At 54.4% G+C, this 19,982-nt stretch carries 17 protein-coding genes; 11 read left to right on the plus strand and 6 right to left on the minus strand.

Annotated features, from left to right (window positions below):
- Nucleotides 1-15: 15 nt before the first annotated feature.
- Nucleotides 16-1,473 (minus strand): ATPase RavA stimulator ViaA, encoded by a 1,458-nt coding sequence (gene viaA, locus BTJ39_RS10340; RefSeq protein ID WP_078002607.1) that lies wholly within the window; start codon nucleotides 1,471-1,473, stop codon nucleotides 16-18.
- On the minus strand, nucleotides 1,473-2,963 hold the full coding sequence (ravA, locus tag BTJ39_RS10345; protein ID WP_078002608.1) for an ATPase RavA: 1,491 nt from the start codon (nucleotides 2,961-2,963) through the stop codon (nucleotides 1,473-1,475). The genes viaA and ravA overlap by 1 nt, the downstream gene beginning before the upstream one ends.
- A gap of 256 nt (nucleotides 2,964-3,219) precedes the next feature.
- Here ravA and kup point away from each other — a divergent pair, with 256 nt between their 5' ends.
- Nucleotides 3,220-5,088, plus strand: coding sequence for a low affinity potassium transporter Kup (gene kup, locus BTJ39_RS10350; RefSeq protein ID WP_078002609.1), 1,869 nt, complete (start codon nucleotides 3,220-3,222; stop codon nucleotides 5,086-5,088).
- Nucleotides 5,089-5,191: 103 nt separating this feature from the next.
- Here kup and qseC read toward each other — a convergent pair whose 3' ends face one another.
- Nucleotides 5,192-6,541, minus strand: coding sequence for a quorum sensing histidine kinase QseC (qseC, locus tag BTJ39_RS10355; protein ID WP_078002610.1), 1,350 nt, complete (start codon nucleotides 6,539-6,541; stop codon nucleotides 5,192-5,194).
- Nucleotides 6,538-7,200: a quorum sensing response regulator transcription factor QseB gene (gene qseB, locus BTJ39_RS10360; RefSeq protein ID WP_078002611.1), complete on the minus strand. Its 663-nt coding sequence runs from the start codon at nucleotides 7,198-7,200 to the stop codon at nucleotides 6,538-6,540. The genes qseC and qseB overlap by 4 nt, the downstream gene beginning before the upstream one ends.
- 195 nt (nucleotides 7,201-7,395) lie before the next feature.
- On the opposite strand from qseB, the gene BTJ39_RS10365 reads away from it, so the two are divergent.
- Nucleotides 7,396-7,809: a YgiW/YdeI family stress tolerance OB fold protein gene (locus BTJ39_RS10365; protein WP_277869771.1), complete on the plus strand. Its 414-nt coding sequence runs from the start codon at nucleotides 7,396-7,398 to the stop codon at nucleotides 7,807-7,809.
- A gap of 3 nt (nucleotides 7,810-7,812) precedes the next feature.
- Here BTJ39_RS10365 and BTJ39_RS10370 read toward each other — a convergent pair whose 3' ends face one another.
- The gene (locus BTJ39_RS10370; protein WP_078002613.1) at nucleotides 7,813-8,691 is read right to left on the minus strand and encodes a LysR family transcriptional regulator; all 879 of its coding nucleotides are present in this window, start codon (nucleotides 8,689-8,691) and stop codon (nucleotides 7,813-7,815) included.
- Between the two features lie 103 nt (nucleotides 8,692-8,794).
- Here BTJ39_RS10370 and budA point away from each other — a divergent pair, with 103 nt between their 5' ends.
- From budA to rbsR, 9 genes are all read left to right on the plus strand, one after another.
- A complete protein-coding gene (budA, locus tag BTJ39_RS10375) occupies nucleotides 8,795-9,574 on the plus strand; it encodes an acetolactate decarboxylase (protein ID WP_078002614.1) in 780 nt (259 codons plus the stop codon).
- Nucleotides 9,575-9,592: 18 nt separating this feature from the next.
- Nucleotides 9,593-11,272 (plus strand): acetolactate synthase AlsS, encoded by a 1,680-nt coding sequence (gene alsS, locus BTJ39_RS10380; RefSeq protein ID WP_078002615.1) that lies wholly within the window; start codon nucleotides 9,593-9,595, stop codon nucleotides 11,270-11,272.
- Nucleotides 11,273-11,294: 22 nt separating this feature from the next.
- Nucleotides 11,295-12,068 carry a (S)-acetoin forming diacetyl reductase gene (locus BTJ39_RS10385; protein WP_078002616.1) on the plus strand — a complete coding sequence of 258 codons (774 nt, stop codon included), beginning with the start codon at nucleotides 11,295-11,297 and terminating at the stop codon, nucleotides 12,066-12,068.
- 188 nt (nucleotides 12,069-12,256) lie between these two features.
- Nucleotides 12,257-12,676 carry a D-ribose pyranase gene (gene rbsD / locus BTJ39_RS10390; protein ID WP_078002617.1) on the plus strand — a complete coding sequence of 140 codons (420 nt, stop codon included), beginning with the start codon at nucleotides 12,257-12,259 and terminating at the stop codon, nucleotides 12,674-12,676.
- A 7-nt stretch (nucleotides 12,677-12,683) separates the two neighbouring features.
- Complete coding sequence (rbsA, locus tag BTJ39_RS10395) at nucleotides 12,684-14,186, plus strand: ribose ABC transporter ATP-binding protein RbsA (protein WP_078002618.1); 1,503 nt, start codon at nucleotides 12,684-12,686, stop codon at nucleotides 14,184-14,186.
- Between the two features lies 1 nt (nucleotide 14,187).
- Nucleotides 14,188-15,159 (plus strand): ribose ABC transporter permease, encoded by a 972-nt coding sequence (gene rbsC, locus BTJ39_RS10400; protein ID WP_078002619.1) that lies wholly within the window; start codon nucleotides 14,188-14,190, stop codon nucleotides 15,157-15,159.
- A gap of 65 nt (nucleotides 15,160-15,224) precedes the next feature.
- Nucleotides 15,225-16,103 carry a ribose ABC transporter substrate-binding protein RbsB gene (gene rbsB, locus BTJ39_RS10405; RefSeq protein WP_078002620.1) on the plus strand — a complete coding sequence of 293 codons (879 nt, stop codon included), beginning with the start codon at nucleotides 15,225-15,227 and terminating at the stop codon, nucleotides 16,101-16,103.
- 58 nt (nucleotides 16,104-16,161) lie between these two features.
- On the plus strand, nucleotides 16,162-17,091 hold the full coding sequence (rbsK, locus tag BTJ39_RS10410) for a ribokinase (RefSeq protein WP_078002621.1): 930 nt from the start codon (nucleotides 16,162-16,164) through the stop codon (nucleotides 17,089-17,091).
- Between the two features lie 5 nt (nucleotides 17,092-17,096).
- The gene (gene rbsR / locus BTJ39_RS10415; RefSeq protein ID WP_422386035.1) at nucleotides 17,097-18,098 is read left to right on the plus strand and encodes a ribose operon transcriptional repressor RbsR; all 1,002 of its coding nucleotides are present in this window, start codon (nucleotides 17,097-17,099) and stop codon (nucleotides 18,096-18,098) included.
- Here rbsR and mdtD read toward each other — a convergent pair.
- Entirely contained in the window at nucleotides 18,095-19,501 is a 1,407-nt protein-coding gene (mdtD, locus tag BTJ39_RS10420) for a multidrug transporter subunit MdtD (RefSeq protein ID WP_078002623.1), read from the minus strand. The genes rbsR and mdtD overlap by 4 nt on opposite strands.
- Nucleotides 19,502-19,982: the final 481 nt, after the last annotated feature.

The following is a 19,982-nucleotide window of genomic DNA, read 5'->3' on the forward strand; positions in this document are numbered from 1 at the left end:
ACCTCTCTGTGTCATTCAGCGGCGTAAGTGACGAAACAAACGACTTTTGATGCCGGTATCGAAACGCCAGATATGGTCGAAGATACGCAAAATAGCGGGTTTTCCGTGATCGGACATCGCCACAGCGTGAAATTTCTGCTGCAGCCGCAGCTGGTGATGTTTCACTTCATCGCTAAGCTTTTCCGGCAGGCGCTGGGCGATAAAATCGGAAATGACCACGGCATCGGCCTCCTGCCATCCCGGCGTTGCAAGGCGTTTTAACACCTGCTCCAGACAGGCGGCCAGGTTAGTGCCGCCACGAAACTGTTGGCTGAGAAAGCGTATAGCCTGGCTGATGCCATCCTCTGCGGTTAATTCATAAACGATAACCTGATGCGCAAATAGCATTAACATGCAGCGGCGGCGGTCCCTTAGCGCCACTTTTAACAGCGCCAGGCAAAAAGCCTTCGCACAGCGTTCGTTAAAACCGCCCATCGAACCTGAGGTATCGACGCAAATGATAAAAGGACCGCGCGGCTGCTGCTGGCGTTGATTATGGTGCGCGGGGCGCAGGATCTGTTTTTCCCGCCAGGCTTCGCCCTGTAAACGATAGGTGAGCAGCCGCTTTTCAACCAGCCGACGGTAGAATTCAATCTCCAGCTCGCTGATGCCGAGCGTCGCCAGCTCTGGGGGCAGAAGTCGCAGAATGTCATCGCTCTGATGGATTCCGTTAACCTCTTCCGGAACGCTGGCCGGCTCACGAACCATCTGGCGAAAAACTTCCATCTGCGCATCGCGTACCGGTGTAGACTTCGCCTCCCGACTGCGTCCTAACTGCTCGGCAAGCGCCGATAGCTCCGGCTGGTGGCTAAGAAAATCACCATATTGCAAAATGAGCTGATAGTCGCCGCGCTGCAGAGAGCCGCGGCTCATATCCCACAGCTGCCCGGCGCTGGTTTCGTTTTCCGCCAGTACCGGCGCCAGCTGGCCGCTCATTGCCAGCCGCTGCTGCAGCTCCGCCAGCAGCTTTTCCCGCTCTTGCTCCAGCAGCGTTTGATCGAGGCTCAGGGTTTGCAGCGTCAGGCTCAGGCGCCAGCGTTGTATAAACAGGGTGCGCTGAGCGCTACTGAAAGCCGTGCCACCGCTATTTTCCACCAGCTTGCCGGCTTCTTCAGCAAACGGCGATCTATTGCTTTGCAGCGCGTTGAGGATAGCTGGCAGCTGCTGGTTGAACGCAGCGGCATCAACGGTCTGGCTTTGTTGGAAAAGATGGAACTCCTGCGCCAGCGCTTGCGGTGCCGACGTGGTTTGCAGCCGATCGAGAATTTCAGCCTTCCAGCGCGGTACGTCACGCAGCAGGGCGTTTTTTAGACCGGGATATTTATCGAGAAAAGCCGCCAGCTGCGGCGACGCCAGCAGGACCACTATCAGCTCGTCAATCAGCTCCTGTTCGCTGATTGCCAGAAATACGCTGAGCGTGTCCAGTGAGATCATCACTGGGCGGCCTGAAGCTGTTCAGCTACCTGCTGCAGACTGGTTTCAATGCGCGCCAGCCAGTCGTCGCTGATAAACAGACAGCGCTGATGCTGGCCAAACAGCGCCCGCTGAGCGCGTAGCTGCGTCTCAACCTCGTCGAGCGCTTCTTTTATCTCTGTGGGTATAGTGTGTGCCGTTGCATCCGGCAGGTTAAGGCGTGAAGATTGCAGGCTGAGATCGCGCACCGTCAGGCAGTTCTGCGCATCGACCGCCAAATCCAGCTGCTGGCCGTAGCCGATGCCATTCAACTTACCGCGCGCTTCGCTACCTTTTTGCAGCCAGTTTTGCAGGCTTTCACGCTCAATTGTCAGATGAGTTACCTGTAGATCGTGCAGATTTAGCGGTTTTTGCAGCATAAACACCAGCGTATCGCCGGAGATGCTCTCCGGTAGTTCGTAGTTGGATTTACGGCTGAACAGGCTGCTGTGCTTTTCCAGGTGGATAGCCTGACCGAGATTATGTTGCTGTTGCAGCGCCAGATGACGGGCATTGATTTGCTGGAGATGCAGGATCATTGACTGCTGTTGCCAGGCCTGCTGGGTTATCAGATTGTCAATTTCCCGCTCCAGTAGCGACTGCGAGGCTAAATCGTGCCATAAACAGTCTTTCAGCAGGATAAGATCGATAGGCGCGATGGCATTGCGTCCGCTGTAAAAGGCGCTGGCTTGTAAAAGATGGATCGCTTTTTTCCAGCGGCGATCGGAAATATAGGGCGCATCCGGCAGGGTTTCCAGCTGCTGGCGCAGCTGGAAGATAAGTTCGAATACGTTATCAGGGAGAATAACTTTGCCGATCCCTGACTGCCATTGCTGATACTCGTCGTCGGTAATACACAGTGAGGGCGAAACCGGATTGCTGCTTTCGTCGCTCTGATGGGTCAGCATACTGCGAAAGTTATGCTTCTCATGAACGTTATCCAGCCATAAGCGAATAAGCATACGGTCATAGAGCGCTTCCAGCCCGCTGTCGGCCTCCGGCAGCTCATTTGAGGCAGTTACCAGCAGCCGCATTGGGATCGGCTCTTCAACGTCGCCATTGCGAAAGCGACGTTCATTAATGGCGGTCAGCAGCGTATTAAGGATTGCCGGGCCGGCTTTCCATATCTCATCGAGAAAAACAATTTCAGCGCTGGGCAGATACCCTTTGGTTAGCCGCTGATAGCGGCCTTCGTCTTTTAAGGCCTGAATTGAAAGCGGCCCAAAAACTTCCTCCGGCGTGGAGAAGCGCGTCATCAGATATTCAAAGGCGCGGGCATTCTGGAAGGCAAATTTGAGCCGGCGAGCAATCAGGCTTTTGGCGATGCCTGGCGGGCCGAGCAAGAATACGCTTTCGCCGCACAGTGCCGCCAGCAAGCACAGGCGGATGGCGTGGTGACGTTCATATAACCCTTTTTCCAGCGCGTTACTTAATTTTGCGATACGTTCAGCTAATAAAGAAGAGTCAGCCATAATCTGTAATTCATCCTGTTTCTTTTAAGCTCTCCTGCGCCCCCGACGCTGGCGACGGCACAAACTACTGGCTATGATGCTTGAAATAGTGGATACCAGACAGCTTTTTAGTGTTAAAACGTTAACATGAAGGGGATTGCGCTGCCTTGAGTACTTTTAAGGGTAGGCATTTACGTTGATTCAGGCATACTGTGCGCTTTTTGATGGCTCCTGTTGCGCATTTTTGCGCCCGTGAGCGCCAACAAAAGAAGAGTCTATGAGTTCTGATAAAAAGCAGTCCCTTGGTGCTGTTACCGTCGCTGCCATCGGCGTCGTTTATGGTGATATTGGCACCAGCCCCCTTTACACTTTACGCGAGTGTCTTTCCGGCCAGTTTGGTTTCGGCGTAGAACGTGAGGCCGTGTTTGGCTTCCTTTCGTTAATTTTTTGGTTATTGATATTAGTCGTCTCCCTGAAATATATCAGCTATGTGATGCGTGCGGATAACGCAGGTGAAGGTGGGATCCTGACGCTAATGTCGCTGGCTGGTCGTAATACCGGCGCCCGCGCTACCGCCGTTTTGGTGATTATGGGGCTAATTGGCGGCAGCTTTTTCTACGGCGAAGTGGTGATTACACCGGCGGTTTCTGTGCTTTCCGCCATTGAAGGCCTGGAGATTGCCTCCCCCTCGCTGAGCCCTTACATCATACCTATGGCTATCGGCGTTCTTACCCTGCTGTTTGTCATACAGAAACACGGAACCGGCATTGTCGGCAAGATGTTTGCGCCGGTTATGCTGCTGTGGTTTATCGTACTGGCGGTTCTTGGCGCCCGGGCGATTGCAACTAATCCCGAAGTGCTGCTGGCGTTGAACCCGAGTTGGGCGGTTAACTTTTTTATTGAATATAAGTCGGTCTCTTTCTTTGCCCTTGGCGCGGTGGTGCTGGCGATAACCGGCGTGGAAGCGCTGTATGCTGATATGGGGCACTTTGGCAAATTCCCGATCCGCCTGGCCTGGTTCAGCGTGGTGCTGCCTTCTCTGGTACTTAACTATTTTGGTCAGGGGGCATTGTTGTTAAAGCACCCTGAGGCTATTAAAAACCCCTTTTTCCTGCTGGCTCCGGATTGGGCGCTGATTCCACTGCTGATTCTGGCAACGCTTGCCACGATAATTGCTTCGCAGGCGGTTATTTCCGGCGTTTTCTCTTTAACCCGTCAGGCGGTGCGCCTCGGCTATCTGCCGCCGATGCGTATCATCCACACTTCTGAAGAAGAGTCCGGCCAGATCTACGTGCCCTTTATTAACTGGCTGCTTTATCTCTCAGTGGTGCTGGTTATTGTCGGTTTCAAACACTCCAGCAACCTGGCGGCAGCCTACGGTATCGCGGTGACGGGTACGATGGTGCTGACTGCTATCCTGTGCAGCACGGTGGCGATTAAAAACTGGCGCTGGAATCGCTATCTGGTGACGCTGATTCTGGTCGGTATGCTGTGTATCGATGTGTCGTTGTTCTCTGCCAACCTGGTGAAAGTGTTCTCCGGTGGCTGGTTGCCGCTTACCCTGGGCATGATGATGTTTATCGTCATGACCACCTGGAAAAGCGAACGCTTCCGCCTGCTGCGCAGGATGAACGAACACGGTAACTCGCTTGAGGCGATGATCGCCTCGCTGGAGAAATCACCGCCGGTGCGCGTGCAGGGCACCGCGGTTTATATGTCGCGCGCGCTGAATGTTATCCCCTTTGCTTTACTGCATAATCTTAAGCATAACAAGGTATTGCATGAGCGGGTGGTGTTACTCACCCTGCGTACAGAAGATGCGCCCTATGTGCATAACGTGCGGCGCGTGACCATTGAACAGCTATCCCCAACCTTCTGGCGGGTGGTCGCCAGCTACGGCTGGCGTGAAACGCCGAACGTTGAGGAGATATTCCATCGCTGCGGTCTGGAAGGGCTTAACTGCCGGATGATGGAAACCTCCTTCTTTATGTCTCATGAATCACTGATTATCGGTAAGCGTCCCTGGTATCTGCGCTTGCGCGGCAAGCTGTTTCTTGCATTGCAGCGTAATGCGCTGCGCGCGCCCGATCAGTTTGAGATCCCGCCCAACAGGGTGATTGAGCTGGGTACGCAAATCGAAGTGTAAAGCGCTTTAGCGGGCCTTCACCCCACCCGGCGGGGATGAAGACCTGGCGGCTATTTTACGCGCTCGCTGGTTAAGTGCCTGGCGCTGACGGTTACGCGGCGCATTATGTCCAGCTAAGCGTTATGCTCAGCCCGCCTTCATCGCGATTCGCCAGCGACATCTGCATATTATGCTGCTGGGCAATTTGTCTGACGATCGACAGGCCCAGCCCGCTCCCCTGCTGCTGCTGGCCCGGCGGCCGGAAAAAGCGCTCTTCAATCCGTTCAATCATCGCTTCGTCGATGCCGGGTCCATCATCAAGAACCCGCAGCTGGTTTGCGCTGAGCACTAGCCGCACGCTACCGCCGACGCGGCCGTAGCGAATGGCGTTATCCAGCAGGTTGCGCACCAGTAATGACAGCAGCAGCCCATTGCCTTGCACCATGACCGGCTGCGGCGGCGCCTCCAGCGATAGCTGGATTTCAGCCTGGGTCGCCGCCTGATATTGTTCGACAATCGCCTGCTGGAGTAAATTCTGCATTTCCGCTGGCGCGGTTTCCAGATCGTTGGTGTTATCCAGCCGCGACAGGGCAAGAAGCTGATCGACAAGGCGACTGGCGCGGTCGATCCCGCCGGTCAGATTATCCAGCGCTCGCATACGGGCGGCGATGTCTTCACCGGCCAGCTGGGCAACCTCTGCTTGTACCCGCAGCGCGGCCAGCGGGCTGCGCAGCTCGTGAGCGGCATCGGAAATAAAACGGCGCTCGCGAGCAATCATCTGCGAAGTTCGCGCAAACAGGCCGTTAAGAGCCTGAACCAGCGGCAGAACTTCTTTTGGTATTCCCCCGGCTTTCAGCTGCTGCGCTGCATCGGGGGGGCGATTTTCCAGCGCGTAGGTAAGGCGGCGCAGCGGGGATAGTTCGCGCGTGAGTAACCAGAATAGCAATATGACCATCAGCGGCAGAGCGTACAGCCAGGGATAGAGGCTGGCGGAAACCATATCTGCGGTCATATCCTGGCGGTATTCCTCTTTCTGTCCCACCGCTATCCGGTACTGATTATCAGCACTGTTCAGCCAGACGATACGCCAGCGATCGTCATCGTTAATCAAGCGACTTTCGGTAAAGCCACGCTTATCGGCCGCAAAACGGATCTTTCGGCCGTGATCGCCGTCGTCGGCGACGCGCTGCCCGTCGCGGGTAAAGATCGCAAATGTCAGCACGTCATCATCAACGTCGCCGCGGTTATGGTGCAGAAGTTTTTTACTTTTTTTTGCCGAAAGGCTGTCCGGCGTCAGATTATGTGGGTCAAGGGTTGCCAGCCGGCGGGCGAACAGCAGCTGTTGGGTATCAAACAGTTCATTGACGTTTTCCCGCGTCTGCAGCCAGGAGAGCAAAGCGGCGCTGCCGCCGCATAGCAGAATAATCAGTATGAAGCCGACAACAAGTCGCAGGCGCAGGCTCATTTTTTTCATCCGCCAGGCCCCAGGGTATAACCGACGCCATGTACCGTACGAATAAAATCGCTGCCAAGCTTTTTACGCAGATGATGGATATGCACTTCCACCGCGTTGCTGGAGACATCGTCGTCCCAGCTATAGAGTTTCTCCTCAAGCTGGGTTCGGGTCAGTACGCGTCCGGGATTACGCATAAACAGCTCAAGCAGCGCCAGCTCGCGGGGTTTTACCGCCAGCGCCTCCCCGCCAACGGTCACGGTATGCGCCGCCGGATCCAGCGTTACCTCGCCATGTCTGAGCTGCGGTTGCAGCTGACCATAGCGGCGGCGGATTAGCGCCTGCAGGCGGGCACCCACTTCCGTTAATGCGAAAGGTTTACACAGATAGTCATCGGCGCCGCATCTCAGGCCTTCCACGCGCTGTTCCAGCGCGTCACGGGCGGTGAGGATGAGTACCGGAATGTCGGCGCCGGTTTTACGCCACTGTGCCAGGATGTCGAGCCCGTCCATTTCTGGCAGGCTGAGATCCAATACCACCGCATCGTAAGGGGCTGCGCTCAGGGCGTGATAACCCTGTTTGCCATCGCTAAACCAGTCGACGTTAAAACCCAGTTTGGTTAAGCCTGCTTTGGTGCCATCGCCAATCAAACTATCGTCCTCAATGAGTAAGATGCGCATCGTTGCTCTCCATGTCAGTGCCGGCGTTATACGTAGTGATCCGCTTAGTTGTACAGCATTAAGCATTGGTTTTTAGCGTAATAAGTCAATTTATAAAAAAAACACCCTCTGGCCGACAGCCTTAAGAAGTTGTTAAGAAGTGAATGTTTTAATGGGCGCTATCAACAAAGAGATAGTTTGATTAAAAGGATGAACATGATGAAATCTTTAAAGAAAACCGCCGCCGCACTGGCCATTATTGCTGTGACTTCCGCCCCCCTTTACGCAGCGCAGCAAGGTGGGTTTGTCGATCCGAATGCATCCCATACGCAGGTTGGTACTCAGGGCGGTTTTGCCGGGCCGGACGGCAGTGCGATTACTGCGGCTAAAGCTGGTGAGATGAGCGATGACAGCTGGGTTTCCGTCACTGGTCATATTGAGAAACGCGTCGGCGACGATAAGTATATTTTCCGCGACAATACCGGCAATCTGCTGGTGGAAATAGACCATAAGCGCTGGATGGGGCAAACCATCACCCCGCAGGACAAAGTGCAGCTTAAAGGTAAAATCGATAAGGATTTCAACTCTGTAGAGCTTGATGTTAAGCAGATTATCAAGGTTCAGGGATAAGTTTTACCTCGCTAAGGTGGAAACCAGGTGGTTCACCGCCGGCGAACGGTTAAAGCGGCGCCACGCCAGGGCAATGTCGGTACTGAGCGTGGCGTCTTCTATCTGATGAAAGGTCACTCCCGGGCAGCTGATATTTACCAACGAGGCCGGAACGATGGTAAAGCCAAAGCCTGCGGCGACCATGCTGATAGCCGGTAAGACCTGGGGCGCCTGCTGGCCCAGCGTTGGCTGGAAACCGGCGCGCACGCAGGCGCTGATAATCATGGCGTGCAGGCTGGGCGCCACCTGATGAGGGAAAAGCACCAGCTTCTCTGCGGACATTTCACCGAGCGCCAGGCGCGGCCGCTCGCCAAGCCGGTGGCCCTGAGGCAGCACCAGCCGCATCTGCTCGCTGGCCAGCAGGGTAAGATTGAAAGCGTTACTGCTCTCGCAGGGCAGGCGAACGAAAGCCGCGTCTAATAATCCTTCCTGTAAGTCATGCATCAGCGCGGCCATATTGTCTTCATGGGTTAATAGCGTCACTGCCGGATAGCGCGTCTGAAATGCCGTCAGTAGCGTGAATATGGCGGGATGAAAGGCGACCGAGCTGGCAAATCCCAGCGACAGCTCGCCGCTGATGCCGCGGGCAATGCCCTTGGCCTTCTCCAGCGCCAGCCCGGCAAGTTCCAGGATATGCCGGGCGTCTTCATAAAACGCTTTTCCCGCTTCGGTCATCTCAACTCGTCGGGTAAGTCGCTTTAGCAACGGCGTCCCTATTTCACGCTCAAGCCGGAGTATTTGCTGGCTGAGAGGGGGTTGAGATATGCCGAGAATTTCTGCGGCGCGGGTAAAATTGCCGGTTTGTGCAACGGCAACGAAATAGCGCAGATGGCGAAGTTCCATATCAAAAACGTCTCCAAATTAGGGCCTTTTTATATTGGTATCCTGCACCTAATCGCGTCAAGATTTAAGCAATAAAGCTTATATTTTGTTCGCGAGGGATAAAATGAATTATCCATTAACTGATTGTTTATGTGAGAAACAATTAGTTTCCACCGTTAATGCATTTAGTAATGCTAAGCCAGAAAGCGTTATCTATCAGACGTCATTAATGAGCGCATTGTTGAGCGGGGTCTATGACGGAAATACCACCGTTGCCAGCCTGTTGACCAAAGGGGATTTCGGCCTTGGGACCTTTAATCAACTCGACGGCGAACTGATCGCCTTCGACAGCCGGGTCTACCAGCTGCGCGCCGACGGCAGCGCCTCTACCGCCCGTCCCGATCAGAAAACCCCGTTTGCGGTAATGACCTTTTTTAAGCCTGAATACCGCCATTGTTTCAGCCAGCCGGCAAGCCGACAGGATGTTCATCAGGTTATCGATCGGCAGCTGCAGTCTGATAATAAGTTTTGCGCGCTGCGCATCGACGGCCTGTTTTCGGCCGACACCCGTACCGTACCCTGCCAGCATCGGCCCTATCGTTCAATGCCTGAAATACTTGGCGACCAGCCGGTGTTTAATTTTAACCGGCGCCACGGTGTGGTGATCGGTTTTCGCACGCCCCAGTATATGCAGGGAATTAACGTTGCGGGCTATCACGAGCATTTTATTACTGACGATCGGCGGGGCGGTGGTCATCTGCTCGATTACAGCCTGCAAGAGGGCGTATTGACCTTTGGGGTAATCAGCAAGCTGGTTATCGACCTGCCGCAGGACAGCGATTTCCTGCAGGCCAATCTGACGCCTGAAAATCTTGATTCCGCGATTCGTTCGGTAGAGAGCTAGTTTGTTCAGGGAGTGATAATGAAAAATCCGACTGAAACACCCGTATGGCAGCACGGTGCCGATCTGCTGGTCGCACAGCTCGAAACGCTGGGCGTTAACCATGTATTTGGTATTCCCGGCGCAAAAATCGATAAGGTCTTCGATTCTCTGCTGGATTCCCGCATCCAAATTATTCCGGTACGTCATGAAGCTAACGCGGCCTTTATGGCCGCCGCAGTCGGCAGGTTGACCGGGCGTGCGGGCGTGGCGCTGGTCACCTCCGGGCCGGGTTGCTCTAACCTGGTGACCGGCATGGCGACGGCAACCACCGAAGGCGATCCGGTTGTGGCGCTGGGAGGCGCCGTGAAGCGCGCCGATAGCGCAAAATTGGTGCATCAAAGTATGGACACCGTCGCCATGTTTCGTCCGGTGACCAAATTTGCCGTTGAGGTCACCGAGGGCTGCGCTTTGACGGAAGTGGTGTCAAATGCCTTTCGTCACGCAGAGCAGGGGCGCGGCGGCGGTGCTTTTATCAGCCTGCCGCAGGACATTGTGGATAATCCGGTGAGCGGACTGCCGATTCTTCCTAAGCATCCGGTGCTGCTGGGAGCGGCGCCGGATAGCGCGATAGAGACGGTTGCCGGTTATATCGGTCGGGCAAAGAATCCGGTGTTACTTCTGGGGTTGATGGCAAGCCAGTGCGAGAACAGTGCGGCCATCCGACGCCTGCTAACGAAAAGCCATATTCCTGTTACCAGCACTTACCAGGCGGCGGGCGCCGTTGGTCAAGAGCACTTTCCCTACTTCGCCGGGCGCATTGGATTGTTCAATAATCAGGCGGGCGATCGCCTGCTGCGCCAGGCGGATTTGATCATCACCATTGGCTACAGTCCGGTTGAATATGAGCCGGCAATGTGGAATTCGGGCGGCGCCACCCTGGTACATATTGACGTTCAGCCAGCGGAGATCGACAACAGTTACCTGCCAGATACCGAACTGGTCGGTGATATCAGCGCGACGCTGGATAAGCTGACGGCGCGTATTAGCAGCCCTCTGACGCTGAGCAGCGAGAGCGCAGCCATTCTCGAGGATCGGCATAAACAGCGCCATCTGCTGTCGGTTCAGGGGCAAAAGCTGAGCCAGTTTGCTCTGCATCCGCTGCGTATCGTACGGGCGATGCAGGACATTATTAACAGCGATGTCACCCTTACCGTCGATATGGGCAGCTTCCATATCTGGATTGCCCGCTATTTATATAGCTTCAGGGCGCGCCAGATAATGATTTCTAACGGGCAGCAGACGATGGGCGTTGCCCTACCCTGGGCCATCGGCGCCTGGCTGGTTGATCCCAGCCGCAAAGTTGTCTCGGTATCCGGCGACGGCGGCTTTTTGCAGTCCAGCATGGAGCTGGAAACGGCGGTCAGGCTGAAGGCCAATATCCTGCATATCATCTGGGTCGATCAGGCATACAACATGGTGGCGATGCAGGAAGAGAAGAAATACCAGCGCGTGTCCGGCGTCAATTTCGGCGCTGTTGATTTCAAGCTGTATGCCTCGGCGTTTGGCGCGGCGGGATTTGCCGTAGAAAGCGCGGAATTGCTTGAGCCGACGCTGCGCAAAGCCATGGATACGCAGGGCCCGGCGCTGGTAGCCATTCCGGTTGATTATGCCGATAACCCGCTATTAATGGGCCAGCTGCATTTAGATCAGATTCTATGAAAGCACCTCTAAGGAGAAAGAGATGAAAAATAAAGTCGCTTTAATTACGGGAGCAGGACAGGGAATTGGTAAAGCGATCGCCGTGCGCCTGGCGCATGACGGTTTTGCGGTTGCGGTGGTGGATTATAACCCGCAAACGGCGCATCAGGTCGCCGAGGAAATTACCCGCGCCGGCGGTAAGGCCTGCGCGCTGAACGCGGACGTCTCAAAGCGCGATCAGGTTTTTGCCGCCGTTGAACAAGCCAGAGAATTGCTGGGTGGATTTGACGTTATCGTCAATAACGCCGGCGTTGCGCCTACCACGCTGATCGAAGACATCACGCCTGAAATTGTCGATAAGGTTTACGATATCAACGTAAAAGGGGTGATTTGGGGCATCCAGGCGGCGGTCAAAGCATTTCGCGCCGAGGGCCACGGCGGGAAAATCATCAATGCCAGCTCGCAGGCAGGCCATGTCGGAAATCCTGAACTGGCAGTTTACAGCTCAAGTAAGTTCGCCGTGCGCGGTCTTACGCAAACCGCCGCCCGCGATCTTGCTTCGTCAGGTATCACCGTTAACGCCTACTGCCCTGGCATTGTTAAAACGCCAATGTGGGACAAAATCGACAGAGAAGTCTCCGCCGCCGCTGGCAAGCCAGCCGGCTACGGCACTGCGGAATTTGCTAAACGTATTACCCTGGGACGCCTTTCTGAACCTGAGGACGTGGCGGCCTGCGTTTCTTATCTTGCCGGCCCGGATTCAGACTATATGACCGGCCAGGCGCTGCTCATCGACGGCGGTATGGTTTTTAATTAATTCCCCCCGGCAGGCCGGTTATTCCGGTCTGCTTTGTATTTCCTGCCAGTTCCCCCTGTCCTGATAGCGTTATTTGTCGCGAGCGAAACGTTTCGATGGCGATCACAAATTCATTATTTGTGCATTGTTCGCCTGAGTATATTGGCGGACACTCTGCGTCAGCGAAACGTTTCGCTCAGGAGTCGATAATGAAAAAGGGCAGCCTGCTACAAGCCGATATTTCCGCACTTATTGCCCGAATGGGCCACACAGATACTCTGGTCATCGCCGATGCCGGGCTGCCAATTCCCGCCGGTCCGCAGCGTATTGATCTGGCTCTGACGCAGGGTGTTCCCGGATTTTTACAGGTGGTTGAGCAGATCACCACCGAAATGCAGGTTGAGCGCGTTACGCTGGCGCATGAAATTTGTCAGCATAATGAGGAAATCCATCGCCAGCTTTTAGCGCTGATTGATGACTTACAGCAGCGTCAGGGAAACACCATCAGTATTGAGTACATCAGCCACGAATCCTTCAAACAGCAGAGCCGTCAGAGCCTGGGCGTGGTTCGCAGCGGGGAATGTACGCCCTATGCCAATATCCTGCTTCATGCAGGTGTGACTTTTTGAGGTAGCGATGAAGCCGTTACTGCAGCTCAGCGGAATTGAAAAATCTTTTCCCGGCGTGAAGGCCCTTTCCGGCGCCTCTCTCAGCGTGTATCCCGGACGGGTTATGGCGCTGGTGGGGGAAAATGGAGCGGGTAAATCCACCATGATGAAAGTCATTACCGGCATTTATACGCGCGATGTCGGTTCGCTGAAATGGCTGGGTGAAGAAACTGCCTTCAGCGGGCCAAAAGCATCGCAGGATGCCGGCATCGGCATTATTCACCAGGAGCTTAATCTTATTCCTCAGCTCACCGTCGCCGAGAATATCTTTCTCGGCCGCGAGGCGACCAACTGCTTTGGCAAAATTAACTGGACTTCTATGTATCAGCAGGCGGATAGCCTGCTAAAGCGGTTAAACCTGCGCTTTAGCAGTCGTCGGCTGGTGGGGGATTTATCGATTGGCGATCAGCAAATGGTTGAAATTGCCAAAGTGCTCAGCTTTGAATCGCGCGTCATCATCATGGATGAACCCACCGATGCCCTGACGGATGCTGAAACCGCTTCGCTATTTAACGTTATTCGCGATCTGAAGGCTCAGGGGTGCGGCATTGTTTATATCTCACATCGCCTGAAAGAGATTTTTGAAATTTGCGATGACGTTACCGTTTTCCGCGACGGGCAGTTTATTGCTGAACGGGCGGTGAGTGAACTAAGTGAAGAGTCGCTAATTGAGATGATGGTCGGGCGCAAGCTGGAAGATCAATATCCCCATCTCGAAAAAGCGCCGGGTAAGGTGCTGCTGGAAGTTGAAAATCTTAGCGGACCGGGCGTTGATTCAGTGAGCTTTTCCCTTCGTCAGGGGGAAATTCTTGGTATTTCCGGGCTAATGGGCGCCGGACGCACTGAGCTGATGAAAATACTTTACGGGGCGCTGCCACAAAGCGCGGGCTCCATGCGTTTGAACGGAAAAGCCGTGCAGACGCGTACGCCTGAAGAGGGGCTGGAGAACGGTATCGTTTATATCTCGGAAGATCGTAAGCGTGACGGTTTGGTACTCGGCATGTCGGTGAAAGAAAACATGTCGCTGACGGCGCTGCGCTATTTCAGCCGCGTCGGCGGTCAGTTGAAACATGCCGAGGAGCAGCTGGCAGTTGGCGATTTTATTCGTTTGTTCAATGTTAAAACGCCGTCGATGGATCAGCCTGTTGGCCTGCTCTCTGGCGGCAATCAGCAAAAAATCGCTATCGCCCGTGGGCTGATGACCAGGCCAAAAGTGCTGATTCTTGATGAACCGACCCGCGGCGTCGACGTGGGAGCAAAAAAAGAAATTTATCAGCTGATTAATCAATTCAAAGACGAAGGGTTGAGTATTTTGCTTATCTCGTCGGAGATGCCGGAGGTATTGGGAATGAGTGACCGAATTCTGGTCATGCATGAAGGTCGCTTAAGCGGCAATTTTTCCAGAAAGGAAGCCACTCAGGAAATCCTGATGGCGGCGGCGGTCGGTAAACAACCTGAGGAGCTGGTCTGATATGAGCGCACAAATTATTACTTCTCAGCGTCGCTGGTTGAGCAAAGATTGGCTTCTTGAGCAGAAATCACTGATTGCATTGTTGGTATTGATTGCCATCGTAGCGTTTCTCAGCCCCAACTTTTTTACCGTAAACAATCTGCTCAATATTCTGCAGCAGACCTCGGTAAACGCCATTATGGCCGTTGGCATGACGCTGGTTATTCTGACGTCGGGTATTGATCTCTCCGTAGGTTCGCTGCTGGCGCTGACCGGCGCCGTTGCCGCGTCGCTGGTGGGCATTGAGGTTAATGCCCTGCTGGCCGTTGCTGCGTCTCTGGCGTTGGGCGCCGCGGTCGGTGCCGTAACCGGCATTATTGTGGCAAAGGGTAAAGTTCAGGCTTTTATCGCTACGCTGGTCATGATGTTACTGCTGCGCGGCGCCACGCTGGTTTATACCAATGGGAGTCCGATCAATACCGGCTTCGATGCAAACGCCGACCTGTTTGGCTGGTTTGGTATTGGCCGGCTGCTGGGGATCCCGGTTCCGGTCTGGCTGATGGCGCTGGTATTCCTGCTGGCCTGGTACATGCTGCACCATACCCGTCTTGGGCGTTACATCTATGCACTTGGCGGTAATGAAGCCGCAACGCGTCTTTCTGGCATTAGCGTTAATCGGGTCAAAATAGTCGTTTATTCCCTTTGTGGCCTGCTGGCTGCGCTGGCAAGCACCATCGAAGTGGCGCGACTTTCTTCTGCGCAGCCCACGGCGGGCACCGGCTATGAGCTGGATGCGATTGCCGCTGTAGTGCTCGGCGGCACCAGTCTCGCCGGTGGGAAAGGCCGGGTTGTCGGTACGCTGATTGGCGCGCTAATCCTCGGCTTTCTTAATAACGGTCTTAATCTTCTCAGCGTTTCTTCCTACTACCAGATGATCGTCAAAGCGGCGGTGATTCTGGTGGCGGTTCTGATCGATAACAAAAGTAGCAAATAAACCTTACCCGGTTTCTGTGTCACTGCGTATACAGACCGGGTTCTACCCTGACAGGAACGTACAAAATGAAAAAACTGACATCACTGGCTGTCCTTCTGTCTCTGGCCTTTAGCGCCAGTGCGTTAGCAAAAGATAACATTGCGCTGGTCGTTTCAACGCTGAACAATCCGTTCTTCGTCTCCCTTAAAGAGGGGGCGCAAAAGGAAGCCGATAAGCTTGGCTATAACCTGATTGTGTTGGATTCGCAAAACAATCCGGCCAAAGAATTAGCCAATGTGCAGGATTTGACGGTGCGCGGAACTAAAGTGATGCTGATTAACCCGACGGATTCCGATGCGGTGGGCAATGCCGTTAAAATGGCAAATCAGGCCAACATTCCGGTAATAACCCTCGATCGCGTAGCTTCTGCAGGCGAGGTGGTCAGCCACGTGGCCTCCGATAACCGCTTTGGCGGGAAAATGGCCGGTGATTTTATCGCTAAAAAGCTGGGTGATGGCGCCCGCATTATTGAGCTGCAGGGGATTGCCGGCACTTCTGCGGCGCGTGAGCGCGGTGAAGGTTTTGCCCAGGCCGTTAAAGCGCATAACTTCAAGGTGCTCGCCAGCCAGCCTGCAGATTTCGATCGCACCCGGGGGCTCAACGTCATGCAGAACCTGCTGACCGCTCATCCGGACGTGCAGGCGGTGTTTGCTCAGAATGATGAAATGGCGCTGGGTGCCTTACGTGCTTTGCAGACCGCAGGCAAAACCGATGTTATCGTGGTTGGCTTTGACGGTACCGCTGATGGCGTGAAAGCGGTTGAAGGCGGTAAGATGACGGCTACGGTGGCGCAGCGTCCCGATCAGATTGGCGTTATTGGCGTAGATACCGCAGATAAAGTGCTTAAAGGCGAAAAAGTGCAAAAAATCATCCCGGTTGATCTGAATCTGGTTACGCAGAAATAACGATTTAATCTGCCGCTCGCACCTCGGGCGGCTCAATTTTATCCTGGACGGTCCTGTAATGACGAAACGCGGAAAACTGGCTGTACTTGGCAGCATTAATGCCGATCATATCCTGAATCTGGCGCAGTTCCCGCGCCCGGGAGAAACGGTGATCGGTAAACAATATCAGGTTGCTTACGGCGGCAAAGGCGCTAATCAGGCCGTGGCTGCCGGGCGGGCGGGAGCAGATGTTACTTTTGTCGCCTGCATTGGCAGTGACGATATCGGCCGTCAGATGCGTGAACAGTTCAGCCGTGATGGAATAGATGTTACCGCGATTGAAGAGGTTGAAGGCGAGGCCACGGGGGTAGCGCTGATTTACGTCAACGGTGACGGCGAAAACGCGATCGGTATATATGCTGGCGCTAATGGCGCCTTGACGCCGGAGCGAGTGCAAAAGCAGCGGCAAACCATTGCTGATGCTGACGCGCTGCTAATGCAGCTGGAGTCACCGATTGAAAGCGTGCAGCTGGCGGCAGAAATCGCAGTGAAACACGGCGGTAAGGTGATTCTGAATCCGGCGCCGGCAGCAAAACTTAGCGACGAGCTGTTGGCGCTGATAGACATTATTACGCCCAACGAAACGGAGGCGCAGATCCTCACGGGGATTGAAGTCAGCGACGATAACGGCGCGGCTCGTGCGGCTGAAGCGTTGCACAGCAAAGGTATTGCGACGGTTATTATCACCCTTGGCAGCCGTGGCGTCTGGCTGAGTGAACAGGGTGAGGGTAAACGGATCGCCGGGTTTAAGGTCGATGCCGTGGATACTATTGCGGCCGGCGATACCTTTAACGGCGCGCTGATTACCGCTCTGCTGGAGTCGCAGCCGCTGGATCAGGCGATTATCTTCGCTCACGCCGCCGCCGCCATTGCCGTTACGCGTTCAGGTGCCCAGCCTTCAGTGCCCCGACGTGAAGAGATCGATCGTTTTCTGCAGCAGCAGGGGTGACTTGCGTGGCTACCATGAAGGATGTCGCCCGCAAGGCTGGGGTGTCCACATCGACGGTTTCGCATGTCATTAACAACAACCGCTTTGTCAGCGAAGCGGTGCGGGAAAAGGTTGAGGAGGCGATCAGCGCGCTGAATTATGCCCCCTCTGCGCTGGCTCGCAGCTTGAAAATGAACCAGACGCGCACTATCGGCATGCTGCTGTCGGCCAGTAGCAACCCGTTCTATTCTGAAGTGGTTCGCGGTGTAGAACGCTGCTGCTATGAGCGCGGCTACAGTCTGATTCTGTGTAATACCGAAGGCGATGAAGATCGCATGAACCGCAGCCTGGAATCGCTTTTACAAAAGCGCGTGGATGGCTTGCTAATTATGTGTACGGAAAGTCATCCTCCTTCACGCGATATTCTTACGCGCTACCCTTCAATTCCCAGCGTGATGATGGACTGGGCGCCGTTTGATGGCGACAGCGATATTATTCAGGACAATTCTCTGCTAGGCGGTGAGCTTGCCACGCGCTTTCTGATCCAAAATGGATATCGGGAGATTGCGTGCATTGCCGGGCCTCAGGACAAAACGCCAGCCCGGCTGCGCCTTGAGGGGTTTCAAAACGCGATGGCGGCGGCGGGCCTGCCCGTTAAAGCTGAATATCTGGTATATGGCGATTTCGAATTTTCTGGCGGATATAGCGCGATGAAGCAGCTGCTGGCGCTGAAACGGCCGCCACATGCCGTTTTTACCAGTAATGATGCGATGGCGGTAGGCGGTTATCACGCGATTCATGAGGCTGGGTTGGTTGTCGCCGGCGATATTGCCGTAATGGGCTACGATGATATTGAGCTGGCGCGCTATCTTTGCCCACCGCTTTCGACTATTCATCAGCCGAAAGATGATTTAGGTGAGCTGGCAATTGATACTTTACTGCACCGGCTGGCTGATCCTGGCGCCAGCCGGCAGGTATTAGTGCTGACGCCGGAACTCGTTGTGCGTGGTTCGGTAGCGGTGCGTTAGGCTTCCTTTTTGCTTTTCTTTTCACTGTCGCTAATCAAATTGCGACCATCGCCTTTTTTCAGCAGTAAAAATACCGCCGAAGCCAGAACAGTGATGACGCCCATGGTGATAAAGGTTGCATGAAATTGCTGGACGGTGGTGGCGTCAAAGTTTTCGTAAAAGCGCAGAGCGGCGGCGCTAACCGCAACGCCAAAGCCGATAGCGAGCTGCTGGGTGACGGCCAGCACGCTGTTGCCGCTGCTGGCGGTATTGTCCGTCAGGTCGGCCAGGGTGATGGTATTCATCGCGGTGAACTGCGTCGACATTGCCATACCCAGCACAAACAGCGCCAGTAGCAGCCAGATCACGCTATTTTGCGGCGATTGCAGCGAGAAACTTGCGATCAGGATGCCGATAATGATGCTGATGCCAACCAGCGTTTTACGGTAGCCGTGCCAGCGAAGAAGCTGGGTGACCGTTGATTTGGCAATTATTGAGCCAATCGCCGTGGGCGCCATCATGCAGCCGGCAATAATTGCCTGATAGCCAAAGCCTACCTGCAACATCAACGGCATCAAAAATGGAATAGCTCCCGTACCCAGACGACTGGCGATGTTGCCGGCGATACCCACGGAAAAGGTGCGTGTTTTGAACATCGGCAGCCCTATCAGCGGGGTGGGGTGACGGCGGGCATGCACGATATAAAGCAGTAGTAAAACAATGCCGCTAAACAACACCGCGCAAGCCACCGTATAGCTGACAATCCGTTCACCAAAAAGCTCCAGTCCGCTGGATATAAACACCAGTCCCAGGCCAAACAGTAAAAAGCCCAGCAGATCGAAACGACGCTTAGGCGTGGTGAAGTTGGGCATGTAGCGACGGGCGTAAAAGATGCCGATTAGCCCGATGGGAATATTAATCAGGAATATCCAGTGCCAGGTTGCCCAGGTAACCAGAATACCGCCCAGCAGCGGGCCCATTATCGGTCCTACCAGGCCGGGCATAGTGACAAAGTTCAAAACCGGCAGCAGTTCGCTGCGCGGATAGGCGCGTAATAAAGCAAGCCTGGCGACTGGCATCATCATTGCACCGCCTACCCCTTGAATTACGCGTGAAACAACCAGCATCGTCAGGGTGCCTGAGAGCGCGCATAGCAGGGAGCCGAAGCTGAACAGCGATACGGCGATAACAAAAACCCGACGGGTGCCGTAGCGATCGGCCAGCCAGCCGCTAATCGGTATGAGTAAGGCCACGGTCAGCGTATAGCTGATAACCGCAGACTGCATAGCCAGGGGGGAGTGATTCAGACTTCGTGCGATGGCTGGTATGGCGGTATTCAGGATAGTCGCATCCAGCGATTGCATAAAAAAAGCCATCGCAGCGATCCAGGGGAGTCCGGCCATACTGCGCGCGGATTTAATCATCTGACCTCATCCTTCTCGTCAATATGAAATGCCAATCGTAACATCATAGCATTGATAGCAAGGGAAATGTCGCTGCTTCCGCCGGTAGTATTGTGCATATATAAGCCATAAAGCGTTCCTTTTAATCGTTTAAGCATAAAAAAGCAGCTGTTACGCTTTTTTTTGCAAATAACCCTTGTCAGCGGCTCGCTGCGCCCTATAATGCGCACCCACTGACACGGCACGGCGGCAACGCTGGCAGGTCAGTCCGGCAGGCGCCGGAGCGGAGAAAAATTCTGAAAAATGAATTGACTCTGAAAGAGGAAAGCGTAATATACGCCACCTCGCGACAGCAGGCTGCACGCCGCGTCGCACGCTCTTTAACAATTTATCAGACAATCTGTGTGGGCACTCGCAGGATTGATATCGCAAAACTATTTGATGTATCAAGTCTTGAAGAGTGAACACGTAAATTCATTACGTAACCGTCAGGTTTTAATTA

This window comes from Izhakiella australiensis, from assembly GCF_002006995.1.
GTDB classification, from domain to species: Bacteria; Pseudomonadota; Gammaproteobacteria; order Enterobacterales; family Enterobacteriaceae; genus Izhakiella; species Izhakiella australiensis.

Coding starts and splice junctions, on each gene's coding strand:
- viaA (WP_078002607.1), bottom strand. CDS start 1,473: ATGATCTCACTGGACACGCTCAGCGTATTTCTGGCAATCAGCGAACAG.
- ravA (WP_078002608.1), bottom strand. CDS start 2,963: ATGGCTGACTCTTCTTTATTAGCTGAACGTATCGCAAAATTAAGTAAC.
- kup (WP_078002609.1), top strand. CDS start 3,220: ATGAGTTCTGATAAAAAGCAGTCCCTTGGTGCTGTTACCGTCGCTGCC.
- qseC (WP_078002610.1), bottom strand. CDS start 6,541: ATGAAAAAAATGAGCCTGCGCCTGCGACTTGTTGTCGGCTTCATACTG.
- qseB (WP_078002611.1), bottom strand. CDS start 7,200: ATGCGCATCTTACTCATTGAGGACGATAGTTTGATTGGCGATGGCACC.
- BTJ39_RS10365 (WP_277869771.1), top strand. CDS start 7,396: ATGATGAAATCTTTAAAGAAAACCGCCGCCGCACTGGCCATTATTGCT.
- BTJ39_RS10370 (WP_078002613.1), bottom strand. CDS start 8,691: ATGGAACTTCGCCATCTGCGCTATTTCGTTGCCGTTGCACAAACCGGC.
- budA (WP_078002614.1), top strand. CDS start 8,795: ATGAATTATCCATTAACTGATTGTTTATGTGAGAAACAATTAGTTTCC.
- alsS (WP_078002615.1), top strand. CDS start 9,593: ATGAAAAATCCGACTGAAACACCCGTATGGCAGCACGGTGCCGATCTG.
- BTJ39_RS10385 (WP_078002616.1), top strand. CDS start 11,295: ATGAAAAATAAAGTCGCTTTAATTACGGGAGCAGGACAGGGAATTGGT.
- rbsD (WP_078002617.1), top strand. CDS start 12,257: ATGAAAAAGGGCAGCCTGCTACAAGCCGATATTTCCGCACTTATTGCC.
- rbsA (WP_078002618.1), top strand. CDS start 12,684: ATGAAGCCGTTACTGCAGCTCAGCGGAATTGAAAAATCTTTTCCCGGC.
- rbsC (WP_078002619.1), top strand. CDS start 14,188: ATGAGCGCACAAATTATTACTTCTCAGCGTCGCTGGTTGAGCAAAGAT.
- rbsB (WP_078002620.1), top strand. CDS start 15,225: ATGAAAAAACTGACATCACTGGCTGTCCTTCTGTCTCTGGCCTTTAGC.
- rbsK (WP_078002621.1), top strand. CDS start 16,162: ATGACGAAACGCGGAAAACTGGCTGTACTTGGCAGCATTAATGCCGAT.
- mdtD (WP_078002623.1), bottom strand. CDS start 19,501: ATGATTAAATCCGCGCGCAGTATGGCCGGACTCCCCTGGATCGCTGCG.